The sequence below is a fragment of the Citrobacter sp. RHB36-C18 genome (assembly GCF_013814485.1).
GTDB lineage: Bacteria > Pseudomonadota > Gammaproteobacteria > Enterobacterales > Enterobacteriaceae > Citrobacter > Citrobacter braakii.
This window is the reverse complement of sequence record NZ_CP057125.1, coordinates 3,067,218-3,089,022: the sequence shown is the minus strand read 5'-3', so window position 1 is coordinate 3,089,022 and position 21,805 is coordinate 3,067,218. Positions and strand designations below refer to the sequence as shown.

Here is a 21,805-nt window from a genome sequence, read left to right as displayed (position 1 = left end):
CACTACGCGAGTTTGATCGTTCAATGATAGCTTACAGACGTTGCTTAAACTGGTAATAACGCCCCTGCCTGGCTAACAGATCTGCGTGATTACCTTGCTCAATAATTTGTCCGTTGTCCATTACTATTATTTGATCAAAATGTGACAGCCCACGCAGACGATGTGTAACCATTAATACGGTTTTGTTGCGCATGACATCGCTAATTAATTCAAGCATTTGACTTTCCGTTGTGGCATCCAACCCTTCGGTGGGTTCATCCAGCAGCATCAGCGGAGCATCGTGCAATAAGGCGCGGGCGATAGCCAGACGACGGAGCTCGCCGCCAGAAAGCTGACGACCGCCTTCGCCCAGCCATGCGTTGAGTCCATCATCCTCAAGCAGTTTGTCCAGACCGACGCGGCACAACATCGCGGTTAAGGCGTCATCGCTGGCGTGCGGTGCCGCCAGCAACAGGTTATCGCGAAGCGTAGCGCTGAACAGATGCACGCGCTGTGGCACGACGCTGATACTCTGGCGCAGCGTGGCTTCACTAAGGGTCGCAATCGGCTGTTCGTTAATCAGGATCTCGCCACTCTGCGGATCCCATGCGCGGGTTAGCAATTGCAATAATGTTGACTTACCACAGCCGGTGCGACCGAGAATCGCAATGTGTTCACCGGGGTTGGCCTGCAGGGAAAGTGTATCGAGCGCCTTTTGCGCCTGTCCTGGATAGCTGAATGACATATCGCGTAGCGTAAGGGTTACCTGCTCTGAAACCGAGGAACCCGCATCCGGGAAGGTCACTTCTGGCTGCTGTTCGGTCAGTTCGGTGATGCGCAGCGCAGAGGCAATAACCTGGCCGAGATGCTGAAACGCGCCGGTGACAGGCGCTAGCGCTTCGAACGCGGCTAGTGCACAGAAGACAAACAGCGCGATCAGTGCGCCTGGCTGGGTGTTACCGCCCACGCCGCCTGAGGCCATCCATAGCATCATAATTACCGCCAGCGCGCCAACTAACAGCATGACCGCCTGCGACAACGCCGTTAATTCAGACTGGCGCCTCTGGGCTTCGTGCCATTGCAGCTCGGTGGCTTCCATTTGAGCGCGGTAGCGTTCACTGGCGCCAAAAATGGTCAATTCAGCCTGGCCCTGTAGCCAGGAGGTTAACTGCTGACGATATTGCCCACGCAGATGCGTCAGACTTTGTCCGGTGCTTTTGCCTGCCTGATAAAAGAGTGGGGGCAGAATAAATAAGGTCAGCAGCATAATACCGCCGAGGGTGATAGCCAGCGTGAAATCGAGAACGCTTAGACCCAGCGTGACCACCATGATGACGACAAAAGCCCCTACCAGCGGGGAGATCACGCGCAAGTACAGATGATCGAGCGTGTCGACATCAGCCACCACGCGGTTAAGTAATTCACCCTGTCCATAACGGGACAGGCCCGCAGGGGAGAGTGGCAGCAGTTTGCTGAAGGTATAAATACGCAAATGCTGCAGCACACGGAACGTTGCGTCATGGCTGACTAGTCGTTCGAAATAACGCCCCGCGGTGCGGGTGATCGCTGCGCCGCGTACGCCTGCGGCAGGGAGCATATAGTTAAAGCTGTAAATCCCGGTGACACCAACCACCGCAGAAGCCGACAGGAACCACCCTGAAAGCGTCAGCAAACCAATACTTGCCAGCAGCGTGACGATCGCCAGAACGATCCCCAGCGTTAACATCCATTTGTGGCGTTTATACAGCGTCAGATAAGGTAGCAAAGCGCGCATTTAGATGTCCTCCTGACGATGAGCCAGTAATGTCGCAAAAGCCCCGTTGGCTGAGCTAAGTTCGGTCCAGGTACCTTGTTCAACGATCTGTCCATCCTGCATCACCCAGATAGCGTCCCAGTCGGCAAGATCTTCCAACTGGTGCGTTACCATCAGCGTGGTCTGGCGGCGAGATGCCGCGTTCAACGCCTGCATCACGCGTTGTTCGCTGTGCGCATCAAGGCTGGCGGCGGGTTCGTCCAGCAGCAGTAACTGACAGGGATTGAGTAAGGCACGAGCAACGGCAACGCGCTGCGCTTGCCCGACGGAAAGTCGGGCCGCCTGATCACCTACTGGCGTATCCACGCCCTGCGGCAGCAGCGGTAAAAACTCGCTGACCCAGGCGCTGTCGAGTGCGGCTTGTAGCTGTTCTTCGCTGGCATCGGGGCGAGCCAGCAGAACATTTTCGCGTAACGTGGCGGCAGGAAGCTGCGGATTTTGCCCGACCCATGACAGCTGTTTACGCCAGGAATCAGGTGACAGGTCGCGAAGTTCAAAGCCGTTAATTCGCAGCGATCCCCGATAAGAGAGGAAACCGGACAGGACATTAAGCAGCGAACTTTTACCGGAACCGCTGCGTCCAACCAGCACCGCACGTTGCCCGGCAGCCAGGGTAAAGTTGAGCGGGCCGGCCAGCACTTTACCTTCCGGCGAAGTGATAATCAGATCGTGTGCCTCAATTGAAACGGCGTCTTTCGTCGCCAGCTCAATGTCGCCACGCTCTGGATGAGCCAGCGGGGTTTCCATGAAGGTTTTCAGACTATCAGCTGCACCAACGGCTTGCGCTTTGGCGTGATAAAACGTGCCCAGATCGCGCAGGGGCTGGAAAAACTCCGGCGCCAGAATGAGCGCGAGGAAGCCTGCCGCCAGCGTGACGCCCGTCCCGTAGTGGCCGAAATCGAGCTCTCCGAGGTAGGAAAAACCGAAGTAAACCGCCACCAGCGCAATAGACAGAGAGGTAAAGAACTCAAGGACACCGGATGACAGGAACGCCAGGCGCAGGACTTCCATGGTGCGCTGGCGGAAATCTTGCGACGCAGCGCGGATGCTTTCCGTTTCGGCTTCACCGCGACCAAATATTCTTAGCGTTTCCATGCCCCGCAGACGATCGAGGAAATGACCGCTGAGGCGGGCAAGAGCCTGAAAATTGCGGCGGTTAGCATCGGCAGCGCCCATACCGACCATTGCCATAAATAACGGGATCAGCGGGGCTGTTCCGAGCAGAATAAGTGCGGCTACCCAGTTTGACGGGAATACCGCCGCCACAATCAATAATGGGACGCATACGGCCAGCGCCATTTGCGGCAGATAACGTGCATAGTAATCATGCATATCGTCAATCTGTTCCAGGATCAGCGTGGCCCAGCTCCCGGCCGGTTTGCCCTGTATCCAGGCCGGACCAGCCTGTTGCAGACGGTCAAGCACCTGGCGGCGAATTTCAAAACGAATATGTTGCCCTGCGTGAAACCCGACCCGTTCGCGTAACCAGACGACCCATGCCCGCAGGATGAAAATCAATACCAGCACGATGAACGGAAGCAGCAGCGCCTCTCGGGGAATATTGGCCATGATCATATGGTCCAGAATGCGGGCCATGAGCCAGGCCTGAGCGACGATTAACAGACCACTCACGAACCCCAACAGGCGTGAAATGTTCAGCCATCGTTGGGAAATTACACTTTGCTGTTTTAACCAGCGGGTCAGCTCTTTTTGACGGGTTTTATTCATTGCACGCTTAGCAGGTGAGTTATTGGAATTTTTGGGCAGGGCAATGTTACAACGAGGCAAAAATAAAGGCGACTTATAGTCGCCTTTTTTACTTTTGTTACTGATTTGTAAAACTTATTTGCAAGCGTCCGCCAGACCGTCGAGATAACGTTCTGCATCAAGCGCGGCCATACAGCCCGTGCCCGCAGAGGTGATCGCCTGGCGATAAATATGATCCATCACGTCACCGGCTGCGAAGACCCCCGGAATGCTGGTTTGTGTGGCATTACCGTGAATACCGGACTGAACTTTGATGTAGCCGTTTTCCAGTTCAAGCTGACCGTCGAAAATGGCGGTATTCGGGCTGTGACCGATAGCGACAAACAATCCGGCAACGTCAAGTGACTCCACATTGTCAGTGTTTTGCGTATCGCGCAGGCGCAGCCCGGTTACGCCCATTTGATCGCCGGTTACTTCTTCCAGCGTGCGGTGGGTGTGCAGCACGATGTTGCCGTTTTCAACTTTATCCATCAAACGCTTGATGAGAATTTTCTCAGCGCGGAAACTGTCGCGACGGTGAATCAAATGCACTTCAGATGCGATATTCGCCAGATACAGCGCTTCTTCAACCGCAGTGTTGCCACCGCCAATCACCGCAACTTTTTGGTTACGGTAGAAGAAACCGTCGCAGGTTGCGCAGGCGGAAACGCCGCGGCCTTTGAATGCTTCTTCTGAAGGCAGGCCCAGGTAACGTGCTGATGCGCCGGTAGCGATGATCAGTGCGTCACAGGTGTACTCTCCGCTATCGCCGGTCAGACGGAAAGGGCGGTTTTGCAGATCAACTTTGCTGATGTGATCAAAAATGATTTCTGTATCAAATTTGGTCGCATGTTCGTGCATACGCTCCATCAGCAGCGGGCCAGTGAGATCGTGCGGATCGCCAGGCCAGTTTTCCACTTCTGTTGTTGTGGTCAGTTGACCACCTTTTTCCATACCGGTAATCAGTACCGGTTGCAGGTTAGCGCGTGCAGCGTAGACCGCAGCGGTATATCCCGCAGGGCCTGAGCCCAGAATAAGAAGTTTACTGTGTTTGGTTGCGCCCATGAGATCCCCATAGTTGTTGGCAGGCAATGAGCAGGATTGTAGGGAATTTACAGGCGTAAAAAAAGAGTATGGCGATTTTGTTAACAATTTGTGTAATAGCAGAAACCGATGAGCGGGGGAATAAGTCGTAATACTATAACGATTTCTACTAAAAATCGGTCAGTTATAAGGTGATAAAATGACGATTTTCCATCACTGCGAATGAATAACTGGCATGTTGTACTAAAAATCGATGTTTTACTTTGACAATCACCTGCTGTTTTGCGAAAACAGTCAAGGAAGAAAAAAAATGTGTCATGTATGTGCTGCATAATCATGCATGTAGTTACCATGTTTACCGTGTTAGCGAAATCTACGCATGGTGTGGACAGATGCCATTCGTGATGTCGATAGCCGCCGACAGGCAACGGTCTTCTCACCATAAGCCCAGGCATTACAAACCGAAAATCCCTCTGGGTTGCGGTTTATTTTGATGGGTAGCGACTCTGAACAGTGATGTTGGTAGAGTCAGGCAGGAGTAGGGAAGGAATACAGAGAGACAATAATAATGGTAGATAGTAAGAAGCGCCCTGGCAAAGATCTCGACCGTATCGATCGTAACATTCTTAATGAGCTGCAAAAGGATGGGCGTATTTCTAACGTCGAGCTTTCTAAACGTGTGGGACTTTCACCAACGCCCTGCCTTGAGCGTGTGCGTCGGTTGGAAAGACAGGGTTTTATTCAGGGCTATACAGCGCTGTTAAACCCGCATTATCTGGATGCATCACTTCTGGTTTTTGTTGAGATTACTCTGAATCGTGGCGCCCCGGATGTGTTTGAGCAATTTAACTCTGCAGTACAAAAACTTGAAGAAATTCAAGAGTGTCATTTGGTTTCCGGTGATTTCGACTATTTGTTGAAAACACGCGTACCGGATATGTCGGCGTACCGTAAGCTGTTGGGGGAAACCCTGCTGCGTCTGCCTGGCGTGAATGACACACGTACTTATGTCGTAATGGAAGAAGTCAAACAGAGCAATCGTCTGGTAATTAAGACGCGCTAACACGGAACAGGTGCAAAATCGACGCAGTTTGATTACACTCCTGTTAATCCATACAGCAACAGTGCCGGGGCAACCCGGTGCTGTTGTCCGTTTTAGCATCGGGCAGGAAAAGCCTGAAACCTGGAGAGCCGTTTTTGAGCCAGGAATACACTGAAGACAAAGACGTCACATTGACGAAGTTAAGCAGCGGGCGCCGACTCCTGGAAGCGCTACTGATCCTTATTGCCCTTTTTGCCGTCTGGTTGATGGCTGCCTTACTCAGCTTTAACCCTTCGGATCCCAGTTGGTCGCAAACCGCGTGGCACGAACCTATCCATAATCTGGGGGGAATACCCGGAGCATGGCTGGCAGACACACTGTTCTTTATTTTTGGCGTCATGGCCTACACCATTCCCGTCATCATTGTCGGCGGCTGCTGGTTTGCATGGCGACACCAGGCCAGCGACGAATACGTCGATTATTTTGCCGTTTCGCTGCGTATTATTGGCGTTCTGGCGCTGATCCTTACCTCCTGCGGGCTTGCCGCAATCAATGCCGATGACATTTGGTATTTCGCCTCTGGCGGCGTGATCGGCAGCCTGCTCAGCACCACGTTGCAACCATTACTGCACAGTAGCGGCGGTACGCTGACGCTATTGTGCATTTGGGCTGCGGGATTAACGCTGTTTACCGGCTGGTCATGGGTGAGCATTGCGGAAAAACTGGGTGGCTGGTTACTCAATATCCTGACGTTTGCCAGCAACCGTACCCGCCGCGACGATACCTGGGTCGATGACGAAGAATATGAAGATGAAGATGAGTCTTTCGACGCCGCTGATGGCAAACCTCATGAATCGCGTCGGGCGCGTATTCTGCGCGGTGCGTTAGCGCGCCGTAAGCGTCTGGCGGAGAAATTTACCAACCCGCTTGGCCGTCATACTGATGCTGCGCTGTTTTCCGGCAAACGCATGGATGATGAAGACGAAATTGAATACAGCGCTCGTGGCGTTGTTGCCGATCCTAACGATGTGCTGTTCTCCGGTAATCGTGCGACGCTGCCTGAATATGACGAACTTGACCCACTGCTGAATGGCCATTCGGTGACAGAGCCAGTTGCCGCCGCAGCGGCAGCGACAACGGCAGCTCAGGCCTGGAGCGCACCGGTTGATCCGCTGCTGCAAACATCGCCAGTGACCAATACTGTTATGGAACAACCGGCCCCAGCCGTAGCCTGGCAAGCCGTGCCTGGTCCGCAAACCGGTGATGCGGTGATTGCGCCAGCACCTGAGGGGTATCCTCAGCCAGCCCACTACGCACAGCCACCGGTGCAGCAGTATGAACCATGGCAGCAGCCGGTTGTGGAGGAAAGTCCGCAGCCGCAGGAATTTACCGCGGAGCACAACTGGCAGCCGGAACCTGCTTATCAGCCGGAGCCCGTGCAGCAACCTGTTTATCAGCCGGAATCAACCTTTCAACAAAACGCCGCGTTCCAGCAGCCTGCGGTTGAACAACCGCCTGTAGTGGAACCTGAGCCGGTGGTTGAAGAGGCTAAACCGACTCGTCCGCCACTCTACTATTTTGAAGAAGTTGAAGAGAAACGTGCACGTGAGCGCGAGCAACTGGCTGCCTGGTATCAGCCGATTCCAGAGCCTGCTCAGGAGCCTGAACGTGTTAAGCCGTCTATGCCGACGGCAGCATCCATACCGCCCGTTGAGTCAGTAGCTGCCGTTGCGCCGCTGGCCGCCGGGGTGAAAAACGCCGCTTTAGGGGCGGGTGCGGCTGCCGCAGCACCTGTCTTTAGTCTTGCGGGTAGCGGTGCGCCGCGTCCACAGGTGAAAGAGGGGATTGGTCCGCAGTTACCGCGTCCGAATCGTGTGCGCGTGCCTACTCGTCGGGAGCTGGCGTCGTATGGCATAAAACTGCCGTCACAACGTATGGCTGAAGAGAAAGCGCGCGAAGAGCATCTTGATACAGATGCGTACAGTGACGAAGAAATTGACGCAATGCAGCAAGATGAGCTGGCGCGTCAGTTCGCCCAGTCGCAGCAGCACCGCTATGGCGACGAGTATCAGGATGATGCCAGTCAGACTGATGATGATTCAGCCGCAGAAGCAGAACTGGCACGCCAGTTTGCCTCTTCCCAGCAGCAGCGCTATTCCGGTGAACAGCCTGCCGGAGCGAATCCGTTCTCGCTTGATGACTTTGAATTTTCGCCAATGAAAACGCTGGTGGATGATGGTCCACATGAGCCGCTATTTACTCCAGGCGTAATGCCGGAGCCTGCGCCGCAGTACCAGCAGCCTGTCGCACCGCAGCAGCATTACCAGCAGCCAGCGCAGCCAGTCGCACCGCAGCAGCATTACCAGCAGCCAGCGCAGCCTGTCGCACCACAACAGCATTACCAGCAACCGGCGCAGCCTGTCGCACCACAGCAGCATTATCAGCAGCCAGCGCAGCCAGTCGCACCGCAGCAGCATTATCAGCAGCCGGCGCAGCCTGTTACAGCGCCGCCGCAGGATAGCCTGATCCATCCGCTCCTGATGCGTAATGGCGACAGTCGTCCGGCGCACCGTCCAAGTACGCCGTTGCCATCGTTGGATCTGCTCACGCCGCCGCCGAGTGAGGTTGAGCCGATAGATACTTTCGCTCTGGAGCAAATGGCTCGTCTGGTGGAGGCTCGTCTGGCGGACTTCCGCATTAAAGCCGATGTGGTGAACTACTCACCTGGTCCGGTTATTACCCGCTTTGAGCTTAATCTTGCTCCTGGAGTTAAAGCGGCGCGTATTTCCAACCTGTCGCGAGATCTGGCGCGTTCATTGTCGACCGCAGCGGTACGCGTGGTCGAGGTAATTCCGGGCAAACCGTATGTCGGGCTGGAGTTACCAAACAAAAAACGTCAAACCGTTTATCTGCGCGAAGTGTTGGATAACGCCAAATTCCGTGATAACTCATCTCCGCTGACCGTGGTACTGGGTAAAGATATTGCGGGCGAACCGGTGGTTGCCGATCTGGCGAAAATGCCGCACCTGCTGGTGGCAGGGACAACCGGTTCCGGTAAGTCGGTTGGGGTGAACGCCATGATCCTCAGCATGTTATACAAGGCGCAGCCGGAAGACGTTCGCTTTATCATGATTGACCCGAAAATGCTGGAACTGTCGGTTTATGAAGGCATTCCGCATTTGCTGACTGAAGTTGTGACCGACATGAAAGATGCTGCCAACGCCCTGCGCTGGAGCGTCAATGAAATGGAACGTCGCTACAAGCTGATGTCGGCGCTTGGCGTGCGTAACCTTGCCGGTTATAACGAAAAAATTGCTGAAGCCGCCCGTATGGGGCGTCCGATTCCGGACCCGTACTGGAAGCCGGGCGACAGTATGGATGTTCAGCATCCGGTGCTGGAAAAACTGCCGTATATCGTTGTGCTGGTGGATGAATTCGCCGACCTGATGATGACCGTGGGTAAAAAGGTGGAAGAACTGATTGCTCGTCTGGCGCAAAAAGCGCGTGCGGCGGGGATCCACCTGGTGCTGGCGACCCAGCGACCGTCGGTTGACGTTATCACTGGTCTGATTAAAGCGAACATCCCAACGCGTATCGCCTTTACTGTGTCCAGTAAAATTGACTCGCGTACCATCCTTGACCAGGGCGGCGCGGAATCGCTGTTGGGTATGGGTGACATGCTTTATTCCGCACCAAACTCAACGATCCCAGTGCGAGTACACGGCGCCTTTGTACGCGATGAAGAAGTTCACGCTGTGGTTCAGGACTGGAAAGCGCGCGGTCGTCCACAATACGTTGACGGCATAACGTCTGACAGCGAAAGCGAAGGCGGCGGTGGCGGCTTTGATGGTGGCGAAGAGTTGGATCCGCTGTTCGATCAGGCGGTAAACTTTGTCACCCAGAAACGCAAAGCCTCAATCTCCGGCGTCCAGCGTCAGTTCCGTATCGGTTACAACCGAGCGGCGCGTATCATCGAACAGATGGAAGCGCAGGGAATTGTCAGCGAGCAAGGGCATAATGGTAATCGTGAAGTGCTGGCTCCACCGCCCTTCGAATGATTGCAAAGTTAAGTAATTCAGTATTTTCTACTTTCCTCATGCTGATTTTTGGCCTGAAATGGATAGCAGAGGGATCTCCCCGTTGGGAGTGACGTATTTTGAGGAATAACGATGAAAAGAATCGCAATCACCTGTGCATTATTGTCGAGCTTTGTGGTGAGCAGCGTCTGGGCAGATGCTGCCAGCGACCTGAAAAGCCGCCTGGATAAAGTCAGTAGCTTCCATGCCAGCTTTACTCAGAAGGTCACGGACGGTAGCGGTGCGGCGGTGCAGGAAGGTCAGGGTGACTTATGGGTTAAACGTCCCAATCTGTTTAACTGGCATATGACGCAGCCTGACGAGAGCATCCTGGTTTCTGATGGTAAAACGCTGTGGTTCTTTAACCCGTTTGTTGAGCAGGCGACTGCGACATGGCTGAAAGACGCCACGGGCAACACGCCGTTCATGCTGATTGCGCGTAACCAGGCCAGCGACTGGCAGCAGTACAATATTAAGCAAAATGGCGATGATTTCGTGCTGACGCCAAAAACCAGCAGCGGTAACCTTAAGCAGTTTACTATCAATGTTGGGCGTGACGGGACGATCCACCAGTTCAGCGCCGTTGAACAAGACGATCAGCGCAGCAGCTATCAGTTGAAATCTCAGCAGAATGGTGCGATTGAACCCTCTAAATTCACCTTTACCCCGCCGCAAGGTGTAACGGTTGACGATCAACGTAAGTAGAGGCGTGTGAGTGAGCAATCTGTCGCTCGACTTTTCTGATAATACTTTTCAGCCGCTGGCCGCGCGTATGCGGCCAGAAAATTTAGCGCAGTATATCGGCCAGCAGCACCTGCTGGCTGCTGGCAAACCCTTGCCGCGCGCTATCGAGGCCGGGCATCTGCACTCCATGATTTTATGGGGACCGCCGGGGACCGGGAAAACGACGCTTGCCGAAGTTATTGCCCGTTACGCCAACGCCGATGTCGAACGAATTTCGGCAGTTACGTCTGGCGTTAAAGAAATTCGTGAAGCGATTGAGCGTGCGCGTCAGAACCGTAACGCGGGTCGACGCACGATCCTGTTCGTGGACGAAGTTCACCGTTTTAATAAAAGCCAACAGGATGCGTTTTTACCGCATATTGAAGACGGTACCATTACGTTTATTGGCGCCACCACTGAAAACCCCTCGTTTGAGCTCAACTCGGCGCTGTTGTCGCGTGCACGCGTTTATCTACTGAAATCGTTAACTTCCGACGACATTGAACAGGTGCTGGACCAGGCGATGTCAGACAAAGCGCGTGGTTATGGCGGCCAGGATATTGTTCTGCCGCCAGAAACGCGTCGGGCTATTGCCGAACTGGTTAATGGTGACGCGCGGCGGGCGCTGAATACGCTGGAAATGATGGCCGATATGGCCGAAGTTGATGATTCCGGCAAGCGCGTATTGAAACCAGAATTGCTCACCGAAATTGCCGGTGAACGTAGTGCGCGTTTCGATAATAAAGGCGATCGTTTTTACGATCTCATCTCCGCATTACACAAGTCGGTACGTGGAAGCGCCCCAGATGCGGCGCTTTATTGGTATGCGCGAATTATTACCGCTGGTGGCGATCCGCTGTACGTTGCCCGTCGCTGTCTGGCGATTGCCTCAGAAGATGTCGGCAATGCCGATCCCCGCGCCATGCAGGTGGCGATTTCCGCATGGGACTGTTTTACCCGCGTGGGACCCGCGGAAGGCGAACGCGCGATTGCTCAGGCGATTGTTTATCTGGCCTGTGCGCCTAAGAGTAATGCGGTTTACACCGCCTTCAAAGCCGCGCTGTCTGATGCCCGCGAACGTCCGGATTACGACGTGCCGGTTCACCTGCGCAATGCGCCGACTAAGCTGATGAAAGAGATGGGCTACGGTCAGGAGTATCGTTATGCCCATGATGAGCCTAATGCCTATGCCGCCGGAGAAGAGTACTTCCCGCAGGAAATGGCACAAACGCGCTATTATCGCCCCACAAACAGAGGTCTTGAAGGCAAGATTGGCGAAAAGCTCGCCTGGCTCGCCGGACAGGATCAAAATAGCCCTATAAAACGCTACCGTTAGTGTTATCGTTGCGGTAATGTTGTCTCTGTATCCCTGTGACCGCAGGCTGTGGTCACTTTCTCCTATTTTAATTCGATAAGCACAGGATAAGCATGCTCGATCCCAATCTGCTGCGTAATGAGCCAGACGCAGTCGCAGAAAAACTGGCAAGCCGGGGCTTTAAGCTGGATGTAGATAAGCTGCGCGCTCTTGAAGAGCGTCGTAAAGTTCTGCAGGTACAAACTGAAAACCTGCAGGCAGAGCGTAACTCGCGATCGAAATCCATCGGCCAGGCAAAAGCGCGCGGGGAAGATATCGAGTCTTTACGTCTGGAAGTGAACAAACTGGGCGAAGAGCTGGATGCCGCGAAAGCTGAACTTGATACCTTACAGGCCGAGATCCGCGACATTGCGCTGACTATTCCTAACCTGCCAGCGGACGACGTTCCGGTGGGTAAAGATGAAAATGACAACGTCGAAGTCAGCCGCTGGGGTACTCCGCGTGAGTTTGATTTCGAAGTGCGCGATCATGTTACCCTGGGTGAAATGCACACGGGTCTTGATTTCGCCGCTGCGGTTAAGCTGACCGGCTCTCGTTTCGTGGTCATGAAAGGGCAGATTGCGCGTATGCACCGTGCGCTGTCTCAGTTCATGCTGGATCTGCATACTGAACAGCATGGCTATAGCGAAAACTACGTCCCGTATCTGGTTAACCATGACACGCTGTACGGTACAGGCCAACTGCCGAAATTCGCTGGCGATCTGTTCCATACCCGTCCGCTGGATGAAGAAGCTGATAGCAGCAACTATGCGCTGATCCCAACGGCAGAAGTTCCGCTGACCAACCTGGTGCGCGACGAGATCATCGATGAAGATGCGCTGCCGATCAAAATGACTGCGCATACGCCGTGCTTCCGTTCTGAAGCAGGTTCTTACGGTCGTGACACGCGTGGTCTGATCCGTATGCACCAGTTCGATAAAGTTGAGATGGTGCAGATTGTTCGCCCGGAAGATTCGATGGACGCGCTGGAAGAGATGACCGGCCATGCCGAGAAGGTCCTGCAACTACTGGGGCTGCCGTATCGCAAAATCATCCTGTGCACTGGCGACATGGGCTTCGGCGCATGCAAAACTTACGATCTGGAAGTGTGGATCCCGGCGCAGAACACCTATCGCGAAATCTCCTCTTGCTCCAACGTGTGGGATTTCCAGGCTCGTCGTATGCAGGCGCGTTGCCGCAGCAAATCCGACAAAAAGACTCGTTTAGTGCATACTCTGAACGGTTCCGGTCTGGCGGTTGGGCGTACGCTGGTTGCGGTAATGGAAAACTATCAGCAGGCTGATGGCCGCATTCAGGTTCCGGAAGTATTACGTCCGTACATGAATGGCCTGGAATTCATCGGTTAAGCTACCTTTCTCTGCTAAAAAAGCGCCTCAGGGCGCTTTTTTTATGCCCGCTTGACGTCGGACAATAACGACTACTCCCATAGGGGTAATACTGACTTCGAATGAAAGTCAGTATTTTTCTCTGTCTTTTAGCAAATTCAGTTTCTACCAGCCTGTATATCGATATTAACGTTATATAAAAAACTATACATCGAATATTTGTATTTTGTTTATTGTGAGCAGCAGAGTGAGCCACTATGAAAACTAAGATCCCCGATGCCGTGCTGGCAACTGAGGTTAGTCGCCGCGGTTTGGTGAAAACGACGGCGATAGGCGGACTGGCGGTGGCCAGTAGCGCGTTTACCCTGCCATTTACCCGTATTGCAAATGCTGCAGAAGCCCTTAATCCGACACCGATTAATGAGAAAGTGATCTGGAGCGCGTGTACGGTGAACTGCGGCAGCCGCTGCCCGCTGCGTATGCATGTGGTCGACGGTGAAATAAAGTATGTCGAAACCGACAACACCGGCGATGACAACTATGACGGTCTGCACCAGGTACGCGCCTGTCTGCGTGGTCGTTCCATGCGTCGCCGAGTCTATAATCCCGATCGTCTGAAATACCCGATGAAACGCGTTGGTAAGCGTGGCGAAGGAAAATTTGAGCGCATCAGTTGGGATGAAGCCTACGACATCATTGCCAGCAATATGCAGCGTCTTATCAAAGACTACGGCAATGAGTCTATCTACCTGAACTACGGTACCGGTACGCTGGGTGGCACTATGACGCGCTCGTGGCCGCCGGGTAAAACGCTGGTAGCACGGTTGATGAACTGCTGCGGCGGCTATCTTAATCACTACGGTGACTACTCTTCAGCGCAAATCGCTGCCGGGTTGAACTATACCTACGGCGGCTGGGCTGACGGTAACAGCCCGTCCGACATTGAAAACAGCAAGCTGGTGGTTCTGTTCGGTAATAACCCTGGTGAAACCCGTATGAGCGGGGGTGGGGTAACCTATTACCTTGAACAGGCGCGACAGAAATCCAATGCCCGCATGATCATTATCGATCCCCGTTATACGGATACCGGTGCGGGGCGTGAAGATGAATGGATCCCGATCCGTCCTGGTACTGATGCAGCGCTGGTTAATGGTCTGGCGTATGTCCTGATCACCGAAAACATGGTTGACCAACCGTTCCTCGACAAATACTGCGTGGGTTACGACGAGAAAACCTTACCGGCCGACGCACCGAAGAACGGTCACTATAAGGCGTATATTCTTGGGCAGGGTAAGGATGGCATTGCCAAGACCCCGGAGTGGGTGGCGCAGATTACCGGTATTCCCGCTGAACGTATCGTCAAACTGGCGCGTGAAATAGGTAGCGCTAAACCGGCATACATCAGCCAGGGGTGGGGGCCGCAGCGTCATGCTAACGGTGAAATAGCGACCCGCGCCATTTCTATGCTCGCTATCCTGACCGGTAACGTTGGGATCAACGGCGGCAACAGCGGGGCGCGTGAGGGCTCATACAGTTTGCCGTTTGAGCGTATGCCAACGCTGGAAAACCCTGTTGAAACCAGCATCTCGATGTTCATGTGGACGGACGCGATTGAGCGAGGCCCGGAGATGACGGCCCTGCGTGACGGCGTACGCGGCAAAGACAAGCTCGATGTTCCTATTAAGATGATCTGGAACTATGCCGGTAACTGTCTGATAAACCAACACTCTGATATTAACCGCACGCATGAAATCCTCCAGGACGAGAAGAAGTGCGAGATGATCGTCGTCATCGACTGTCATATGACTTCCTCGGCGAAATACGCGGACATTTTGCTGCCGGACTGCACCGCCTCCGAACAGATGGATTTCGCGCTGGATGCCTCATGCGGGAACATGTCCTATGTGATTTTCACCGATCAGGCGATCAAACCACGCTTCGAATGCAAGACTATCTACCAGATGACCAGCGAGCTGGCGAAGCGCCTTGGCGTTGAGCAGCAGTTTACAGAAGGTCGTACTCAGGAAGAGTGGATGCGCCATCTGTATGAGCAGTCGCGCAAAGCGATTCCTGAACTGCCTACATTTGAAGAATTCCGTCAGCAAGGGATCTTTAAACAGCGCGATCCGCAAGGACATCATGTGGCGTACAAGGCATTCCGTGAAGATCCTAAAGCCAATCCGCTGACCACGCCGTCAGGTAAGATCGAAATTTATTCGCAGCAGCTTGCCGAGATCGCGGCAACCTGGGAACTGCCGGAAGGTGATGTAATTGATCCGCTACCGATTTATACCCCAGGCTTTGAAAGCTTAAACGATCCGCTGGTGGAGAAATTCCCTTTGCAGCTGACCGGCTTCCACTATAAGTCTCGCGTTCACTCGACCTATGGCAACGTCGATGTCCTGAAAGCATCCTGCCGCCAGGAAATGTGGATCAACCCGATGGATGCGCAGCGACGCGGTATTAACAACGGCGACAAGGTACGTATATTTAACGATCGTGGTGAAGTGCATATCGAGGCGAAAGTGACGCCACGTATGATGCCCGGCGTGGTGGCATTGGGCGAAGGGGCCTGGTATGACCCGGATGCAAAACGCGTGGATCAGGGCGGTTGCATTAACGTCCTGACGACCCAGCGTCCGTCTCCTCTCGCAAAGGGGAATCCGTCACACACGAACCTTGTTCAGGTTGAAAAGGCGTAAGGAGTAACCGATGACAACCCAGTATGGATTTTTTATTGATTCCAGCCGTTGCACCGGTTGCAAAACCTGCGAACTGGCCTGCAAAGATTTCAAAAATTTAACCCCGGAAGTCAGCTTCCGCCGCATTTATGAATACGCAGGCGGCGACTGGCAGGAGGACAACGGTGTCTGGCATCAGAACGTCTTTGCTTATTACCTCTCCATTGCGTGTAACCACTGTGAAGATCCGGCCTGTACCAAGGTTTGTCCGAGCGGCGCGATGCACAAACGTGAAGATGGTTTTGTCGTTGTCGACGAAGATGTTTGCATTGGCTGCCGGTATTGCCACATGGCCTGTCCTTACGGCGCGCCGCAGTACAATGCTGAAAAAGGGCATATGACTAAATGTGATGGCTGCCATGAGCGCGTCGCTGAAGGCAAGAAACCTATCTGCGTGGAGTCCTGCCCACTGCGTGCGCTGGATTTTGGTCCGATTGAAGAGCTGCGCAAAAAACACGGTACTTTGGCTGCTGTAGCGCCACTGCCGGGCGCGCACTTTACCAAACCAAGTATTGTCATCAAACCTAACGCCAATAGCCGCCCGACAGGGGATACTACAGGTTATCTGGCCAATCCGAAGGAGGTGTAAGATGGGAAGTGGATGGCATGAATGGCCGCTGATGATCTTCACTGTCTTCGGACAGTGTGTAGTTGGTGGCTTTATCGTTCTGGCGCTGGCGTTGATGAAAGGGGACTTACGCCCTGAATCGCAGCAGCGCGTGATTGCCTGCATGTTCGGGCTGTGGGTATTAATGGGCATTGGCTTTATTGCTTCCATGCTCCACCTGGGCTCACCGATGCGCGCCTTTAACTCACTCAATCGTGTAGGATCTTCTGCGTTGAGTAATGAAATTGCCAGCGGCTCAATCTTCTTTGCCGTTGGCGGCATCGGCTGGCTGCTGGCAACGTTGAAAAAAATGTCGCCCGTATTACGCAATCTGTGGTTAGTTGTCACCATGGTACTGGGCGTGGTTTTTGTCTGGATGATGGTGCGCGTGTATAACACCATCGATACCGTACCGACCTGGTACAGCATCTGGACGCCGCTGGGCTTCTTCCTGACGATGTTTATGGGCGGTCCGCTGCTGGGATATCTGTTGCTGAGAATTGCTGGCGTGGACGGTTGGGCGATGCGCCTGTTGCCGGCTATTTCAGTGCTTGCTCTGGTCGTGAGCGCCATCATGTCTGTAATGCAGGGGGCTGAACTGGCGACGATCCACAGTTCCATTCAACAGGCGTCTGCGCTGGTTCCGGATTACGGCTCGCTGATGGCGTGGCGGATTGTCGCTCTGGCATTAGCGTTGTGCTGTTGGATTGTACCGCAAGTGAAAGGCTACCAGCCTGCAGTTCCGCTGCTTTCCGTCGCGTTTATTCTGCTGTTAGTCGGCGAGTTGATTGGTCGTGGCGTGTTCTACGGGCTGCATATGACCGTCGGTATGGCGGTTGCCAGCTAAATGACAAACCGGGGCATAGCCCCGGTTTTTTTACTTCTGTTTAGTTAACGTGTCGTAGCTGGTCATCAGATTGCGATAATCAGGAATGTGATTAGAGAACAGCGTTGCCAGACCTTCGATATCGTTGCGCCAGTCGCGATGCAACTCACATGCGACACCAAACCACGTCATCAGTTGAGCACCGGCCTGGGACATCCGATCCCATGCTGAATGGCGAGTAATTTCATTAAACGTACCCGACGCATCGGTTACGACAAAGACATCAAAACCTTCTTCAATAGCCGAGAGTGCAGGGAAAGCGACGCAAACTTCCGTCACGACACCGGCAATAATCAGCTGTTTTTTACCGGTTGCTTTCACTGCTTTCACGAAATCTTCGTTATCCCACGCGTTAATGTTTCCGGGGCGAGCAATATAAGGCGCATCGGGAAATTGAGCTTTCAGTTCCGGTACCAGTGGCCCGTTTGGTCCTGTCTCGAAACTGGTTGTCAGAATGGTTGGGAGTTTGAAATATTTTGCTAAGTCGCCGAGGGCAAGCACGTTGTTTTTAAATTTATCGGGATCGATATCCCGAACCAGAGAGAGCAGGCCAGCCTGATGGTCGACCAGCAGTACTGCCGCATTATCTTTATCAAGTCTTACGTAAGGTTTAGTCATGATATTTCTCCTGTTCAGCATCAGTGGGGGAAATTTGATGAGTTTAAGTCTACAGAAAGAACGATATATGGATTAGATACCTAAATAAGAACTCACTGTTCTATTTTGAAGACAATGCAGATCTGCATCCCGCATAGAGTTTAGTAAGAAATAAAAGTAAGGGGAGTCCATGAAATTTTTCGACTGAACGCAACGCGAGATTTTTGTTTTAGATCAATAAAAACAAGCAGATGTGTTTTTGTGTTTTTTATCTATTCACATTAAGAATCAGTAATGCAAATCGATCGTCCGGAAAGCGCCTCAGCCCTCTGATTGCGCCGATTGACAATGTTTTTGGCAGTGGCATGATGCGCATGAAATTTGAACTTCCTCACGGTTTTTATTCATGTCCATCTATACCCGTCCCGTCATGCTGTTGCTGTGCGGGCTGCTTCTGCTGACCCTGGCGATCGCCGTGTTAAACACGCTCGTCCCGCTTTGGCTCGCCCATGAAAATCTGCCAACCTGGCAGGTAGGTGTGGTGAGTTCTTCCTACTTTACCGGCAATCTGGTAGGGACGTTGCTGACCGGGTATTTAATAAAACACCTTGGTTTTAATCGCAGCTATTACATTGCCTCGCTTATTTTTGCCGCGGGCTGTATCGGCCTGGGGGTTATGGTGGGGTTCTGGAGCTGGATGACCTGGCGTTTTATCGCCGGTGTTGGCTGCGCCATGATTTGGGTGGTAGTGGAAAGTGCGCTGATGTGCAGCGGGAATTCGCGTAATCGCGGACGCTTGCTTGCCGCCTATATGATGATCTATTACGTGGGGACGTTTTTAGGCCAGCTACTGGTCAGTAAAGTATCAACAGAATTGATGAACGTCCTGCCGTGGGTGACGGGTACGATCCTGGCTGGCGTTTTGCCATTGCTCTTTACGCGCATTGCCAATCAGCAGGGTGATGAACAGCAGTCTACTCCTATTACCTCCATGCTGAGGCTGCGTCAGGCGCGTCTGGGCGTTAACGGCTGTATTATTTCCGGGATTGTGCTGGGGTCTTTGTATGGCCTGATGCCGCTGTATCTCAACCATCAAGGGGTGAGCAACGCCAGCATTGGTTTCTGGATGGCGGTTCTGGTTAGCGCCGGTATTCTGGGGCAATGGCCGATTGGCCGCCTGGCAGACAAGCTGGGGCGCCTGCTGGTTTTACGCGTCCAGGTCTTCGTGGTTATCGTCGGAAGTATCGCCATGCTGAATCAGGCGGCGATGGCGCCTGCGTTGTTTATGTTGGGTGTGGCAGGTTTTACCCTCTATCCGGTGGCGATGGCCTGGGCCTGTGAAAAGGTTGAACATCATCAGCTGGTCGCCATGAATCAGGCATTGTTATTAAGCTATACCGTTGGCAGCCTGCTTGGTCCTTCATTCACCGCAATGCTGATGCAGAATTATTCCGATAATCTGTTATTCATTATGATTGCCAGCGTATCGTTTATTTATCTGCTGATGTTGTTGCGTAGCGCCAGACATACACCGACTCCGGTGGCTCACGTATAAAGCGCGCCAGACGGTATGCAAGGCAAAATGTTTGCATACCGTGACTCATTTTCCCATTGCGGGTATGCCGGAAGTTGCGAGGTATTCGCATGCTTTCAGCGTGCAGTGAAGTTGCGCCTGACTGGTCATACTCGTCAGCTGTTGTAAATGCTCCCCTTCATCCAGCCAGCAAACCAGTTTTTGAATCATTTCAATATGTCGGGTGCTGCTGGCAGCCGCCAGGACAATAATTAACCGCACATCTGGATGCCCTGGAAAAGGCACCGCCTCTTTCAGACACAAGAGCGACAAATGTGTCTCACTGCTTATCACTCCTTCTTCCGGACGAGCGTGCGGCAGGGCAAACTCAGGGCTTAAGATGTACCACGGACCCAGTTGTTCTGTTTCACGGATGATTGCCTGTGCGTAGGCGGACGTAATCGCGCCCAGTTCTTCCAGAGGCTGGCAAGCCAGCGTCACGGCCTCCTGCCAGGATCGGCATTGTTCACGAAACTGACAGGCAGAAAATAGCGCAGATGTCATTGTGTTCTCCTTATTTCAGAGCAGCAGACCGCATTGCGGTCTGCCAACCCGAACTATCTCAGGGCTTCAAAGAGTGCGGTCGCCGAAATACCGTATTTCTCTTTCAACTGGCGGCTATTGCCTGATTCCGTAAACGTATCTTGTGTCCCCAGTCGGATTAATCTCGTGGTTAATCCTTCCTCCGCCAATACTTCAGCAACCTGTCCGCCAAGCCCACCGGTGATCGTGTGATTTTCAATCGTTGCGATCTGCGGGCAGTTGGCAATCAGTTGCAGAAAGCGCTGGCGGTTAAACGGTTTTAGCATGGCGACGTGAATCAGCTTGCCACGTTTTCCCTGGGCGTACAGCTGCACATAACCTGCGCTTGCCTGCTCCAGAACGGTCCCTTCATAGAGAATGGCGAAGTCATTGCCTGAGTCCTCCACGGCGGCGATATCGGTCACTCGCGGAACGGCAGATTTATCGCGCACGGGCATAGGTTCTCGGGCTACGCGAATATAGACCGGACCGGGAATGTTTACTGCCTGTTCAAATGCGGACTCAACTTCTTCAGCGTCGGCAGGCGTTAGAATTGTGAGCCCGGGCAGTACGCGCGTCAGGGCCAGATCTTCCAGCGCATGATGCGATGCGCCGTCAGGTCCATCATCCATTCCTGGGTGGCTACCAACTAATTTAATGTTAGCTTTGGCGTAGCACGCCTGGCGCAGTTGAGTCCAGGCGGTGCCTGTCACAAACATCGCAAAGTTAACGTAGAACGGAATATTTCCTTCCAACGCCTGGCCAGTGGCAAAGCTCATTGCCGATCCTTCCGCAATACCCATTTCAAAGAAAGCGTCTGGATAGACGGCCTGGAACTGGTCAGTGCGGGTGGAGCTGGCTAAATCACTATCAATGGCGACAATGGGATAGCCCTTTTTTTTCAGGGCAATGAGTGCGTTACCAATTTCATCACGTGGGGCTTTCATCACTGCAACTCCTCCATAGCCTGCTGATATTGTTCGGTGGTTGGGGTTTTTGAATGCCAGTCACCGTTATTTTCCATATAGCTAACGCCACTGCCTTTGGTGGTATGCGCAATAATGGCGACAGGTTTTCCTTTCAGATGGCGTGAAAGCATCAGCGTGTCGGCAACCTGATGCATATCGTTACCGTTATGGAGTTCGAGTACGTGCCAGCCGAAAAGACGCACTTTGTCGGCCAGAGGTTCCAGATTCACCACCTGATTAACGGGGTCGTGGGAGGAAAAACCGTTGTAGTCAATAATCGCCACCAGGTTATCCATCTTCATATGGCCTGCCTGTTGTAGCGTTTCCCAGATTTGCCCTTCGTGCATTTCGCCATCGCCAATGATGGCGAAAACGCGCTGTGATTCCCCCCGCTGTTTTTTGGCCGCCGCCATACCAAAGGCAATGGATAATCCCTGGCCCAGCAGGCCGGTTGTTGCATCGACTTCGGGAAGAGATTTGATGCTAGGGTGCCCCTGTAAACGTGAGTTAATTTGTCGAAAAGTATTAAATTCGCTGCGCTCAATTTTGCCTTTTTGATGCAGCATGGCGTACTGAGCAGCAACCGCATGACCTTTGCTCATGACCACGCGAGCGCGAGGGGCGCAGGAGAAGTCCACCTCTTGATCGTAAATCCAGGTCAGAATGTCGATGATGGACAATGCACCGCCAGGATGGCCAATGCCTGATTCATAAATCATGGTGACAATATCCCGGCGAGCAGCCAGCGCATGGGATTTTAATTCGTCAATATTCATGTTCATTCCTTA

General features: G+C 53.2%; 16 protein-coding genes. 9 read left to right on the top strand and 7 right to left on the bottom strand.

Annotated features, from left to right (window positions below; all coding sequences use genetic code 11):
• Positions 1-31: 31 nt before the first annotated feature.
• The 3 genes from cydC to trxB form a co-directional block, all read right to left on the bottom strand.
• Positions 32-1,753, bottom strand: a complete 1,722-nt coding sequence (gene cydC / locus HVZ52_RS14795) for a cysteine/glutathione ABC transporter ATP-binding protein/permease CydC (RefSeq protein WP_181598390.1) — start codon at positions 1,751-1,753, stop codon at positions 32-34.
• Positions 1,754-3,520, bottom strand: coding sequence for a cysteine/glutathione ABC transporter permease/ATP-binding protein CydD (cydD, locus tag HVZ52_RS14790; RefSeq protein ID WP_047359392.1), 1,767 nt, complete (start codon positions 3,518-3,520; stop codon positions 1,754-1,756).
• A 114-nt stretch (positions 3,521-3,634) separates the two neighbouring features.
• Complete coding sequence (gene trxB, locus HVZ52_RS14785; RefSeq protein WP_016152427.1) at positions 3,635-4,603, bottom strand: thioredoxin-disulfide reductase; 969 nt, start codon at positions 4,601-4,603, stop codon at positions 3,635-3,637.
• A gap of 547 nt (positions 4,604-5,150) precedes the next feature.
• Here trxB and lrp point away from each other — a divergent pair.
• The 8 genes from lrp to HVZ52_RS14745 all read left to right on the top strand — a co-directional run bounded on the left by lrp (position 5,151) and on the right by HVZ52_RS14745 (position 17,318).
• Complete coding sequence (gene lrp, locus HVZ52_RS14780; protein ID WP_002439523.1) at positions 5,151-5,645, top strand: leucine-responsive transcriptional regulator Lrp; 495 nt, start codon at positions 5,151-5,153, stop codon at positions 5,643-5,645.
• A gap of 134 nt (positions 5,646-5,779) precedes the next feature.
• A complete protein-coding gene (gene ftsK, locus HVZ52_RS14775) occupies positions 5,780-9,682 on the top strand; it encodes a DNA translocase FtsK (protein WP_075847027.1) in 3,903 nt (1,300 codons plus the stop codon).
• A gap of 111 nt (positions 9,683-9,793) precedes the next feature.
• Complete coding sequence (gene lolA / locus HVZ52_RS14770; protein WP_003831898.1) at positions 9,794-10,405, top strand: outer membrane lipoprotein chaperone LolA; 612 nt, start codon at positions 9,794-9,796, stop codon at positions 10,403-10,405.
• A 10-nt stretch (positions 10,406-10,415) separates the two neighbouring features.
• Positions 10,416-11,759 (top strand): replication-associated recombination protein RarA, encoded by a 1,344-nt coding sequence (gene rarA / locus HVZ52_RS14765; RefSeq protein WP_016152429.1) that lies wholly within the window; start codon positions 10,416-10,418, stop codon positions 11,757-11,759.
• Positions 11,760-11,851: 92 nt separating this feature from the next.
• A complete protein-coding gene (gene serS, locus HVZ52_RS14760; RefSeq protein ID WP_003831902.1) occupies positions 11,852-13,144 on the top strand; it encodes a serine--tRNA ligase in 1,293 nt (430 codons plus the stop codon).
• A gap of 236 nt (positions 13,145-13,380) precedes the next feature.
• Positions 13,381-15,825 carry a dimethylsulfoxide reductase subunit A gene (gene dmsA / locus HVZ52_RS14755; RefSeq protein WP_181598389.1) on the top strand — a complete coding sequence of 815 codons (2,445 nt, stop codon included), beginning with the start codon at positions 13,381-13,383 and terminating at the stop codon, positions 15,823-15,825.
• A gap of 10 nt (positions 15,826-15,835) precedes the next feature.
• Positions 15,836-16,453: a DMSO/selenate family reductase complex B subunit gene (locus tag HVZ52_RS14750; RefSeq protein ID WP_003035741.1), complete on the top strand. Its 618-nt coding sequence runs from the start codon at positions 15,836-15,838 to the stop codon at positions 16,451-16,453.
• A gap of 1 nt (position 16,454) precedes the next feature.
• Positions 16,455-17,318, top strand: coding sequence for a dimethyl sulfoxide reductase anchor subunit family protein (locus HVZ52_RS14745; protein WP_016152432.1), 864 nt, complete (start codon positions 16,455-16,457; stop codon positions 17,316-17,318).
• Between the two features lie 30 nt (positions 17,319-17,348).
• Here HVZ52_RS14745 and ycaC read toward each other — a convergent pair whose 3' ends face one another.
• Positions 17,349-17,975: an isochorismate family cysteine hydrolase YcaC gene (ycaC, locus tag HVZ52_RS14740; RefSeq protein ID WP_016152433.1), complete on the bottom strand. Its 627-nt coding sequence runs from the start codon at positions 17,973-17,975 to the stop codon at positions 17,349-17,351.
• Between the two features lie 385 nt (positions 17,976-18,360).
• Between ycaC and HVZ52_RS14735 the strand changes: the two genes are divergently transcribed.
• Entirely contained in the window at positions 18,361-19,509 is a 1,149-nt protein-coding gene (locus tag HVZ52_RS14735; RefSeq protein ID WP_016156109.1) for an MFS transporter, read from the top strand.
• Positions 19,510-19,554: 45 nt separating this feature from the next.
• Here the strand turns inward: HVZ52_RS14735 and HVZ52_RS14730 are convergent, their stop codons facing one another.
• The 3 genes from HVZ52_RS14730 to HVZ52_RS14720 are packed head-to-tail and all read right to left on the bottom strand — an operon-like array spanning position 19,555 to position 21,793.
• Positions 19,555-20,031, bottom strand: coding sequence for a PTS sugar transporter subunit IIA (locus tag HVZ52_RS14730; RefSeq protein ID WP_046274696.1), 477 nt, complete (start codon positions 20,029-20,031; stop codon positions 19,555-19,557).
• A 53-nt stretch (positions 20,032-20,084) separates the two neighbouring features.
• Positions 20,085-20,996 carry a transketolase C-terminal domain-containing protein gene (locus HVZ52_RS14725; protein ID WP_181598388.1) on the bottom strand — a complete coding sequence of 304 codons (912 nt, stop codon included), beginning with the start codon at positions 20,994-20,996 and terminating at the stop codon, positions 20,085-20,087.
• A complete protein-coding gene (locus tag HVZ52_RS14720) occupies positions 20,996-21,793 on the bottom strand; it encodes a transketolase (protein WP_016156111.1) in 798 nt (265 codons plus the stop codon). Before HVZ52_RS14720 ends, HVZ52_RS14725 begins: the two co-directional genes overlap by 1 nt.
• Between the last annotated feature and the right edge of the window lie 12 nt (positions 21,794-21,805).

What these genes read in the sequence shown, in the direction of transcription:
- cydC (WP_181598390.1), bottom strand. Translation starts at nt 1,753, where the DNA reads ATGCGCGCTTTGCTACCTTATCTGACGCTGTATAAACGCCACAAATGG.
- cydD (WP_047359392.1), bottom strand. Translation starts at nt 3,520, where the DNA reads ATGAATAAAACCCGTCAAAAAGAGCTGACCCGCTGGTTAAAACAGCAA.
- trxB (WP_016152427.1), bottom strand. Translation starts at nt 4,603, where the DNA reads ATGGGCGCAACCAAACACAGTAAACTTCTTATTCTGGGCTCAGGCCCT.
- lrp (WP_002439523.1), top strand. Translation starts at nt 5,151, where the DNA reads ATGGTAGATAGTAAGAAGCGCCCTGGCAAAGATCTCGACCGTATCGAT.
- lolA (WP_003831898.1), top strand. Translation starts at nt 9,794, where the DNA reads ATGAAAAGAATCGCAATCACCTGTGCATTATTGTCGAGCTTTGTGGTG.
- serS (WP_003831902.1), top strand. Translation starts at nt 11,852, where the DNA reads ATGCTCGATCCCAATCTGCTGCGTAATGAGCCAGACGCAGTCGCAGAA.
- dmsA (WP_181598389.1), top strand. Translation starts at nt 13,381, where the DNA reads ATGAAAACTAAGATCCCCGATGCCGTGCTGGCAACTGAGGTTAGTCGC.
- HVZ52_RS14750 (WP_003035741.1), top strand. Translation starts at nt 15,836, where the DNA reads ATGACAACCCAGTATGGATTTTTTATTGATTCCAGCCGTTGCACCGGT.
- HVZ52_RS14745 (WP_016152432.1), top strand. Translation starts at nt 16,455, where the DNA reads ATGGGAAGTGGATGGCATGAATGGCCGCTGATGATCTTCACTGTCTTC.
- ycaC (WP_016152433.1), bottom strand. Translation starts at nt 17,975, where the DNA reads ATGACTAAACCTTACGTAAGACTTGATAAAGATAATGCGGCAGTACTG.
- HVZ52_RS14735 (WP_016156109.1), top strand. Translation starts at nt 18,361, where the DNA reads ATGTCCATCTATACCCGTCCCGTCATGCTGTTGCTGTGCGGGCTGCTT.
- HVZ52_RS14730 (WP_046274696.1), bottom strand. Translation starts at nt 20,031, where the DNA reads ATGACATCTGCGCTATTTTCTGCCTGTCAGTTTCGTGAACAATGCCGA.
- HVZ52_RS14725 (WP_181598388.1), bottom strand. Translation starts at nt 20,996, where the DNA reads ATGAAAGCCCCACGTGATGAAATTGGTAACGCACTCATTGCCCTGAAA.
- HVZ52_RS14720 (WP_016156111.1), bottom strand. Translation starts at nt 21,793, where the DNA reads ATGAATATTGACGAATTAAAATCCCATGCGCTGGCTGCTCGCCGGGAT.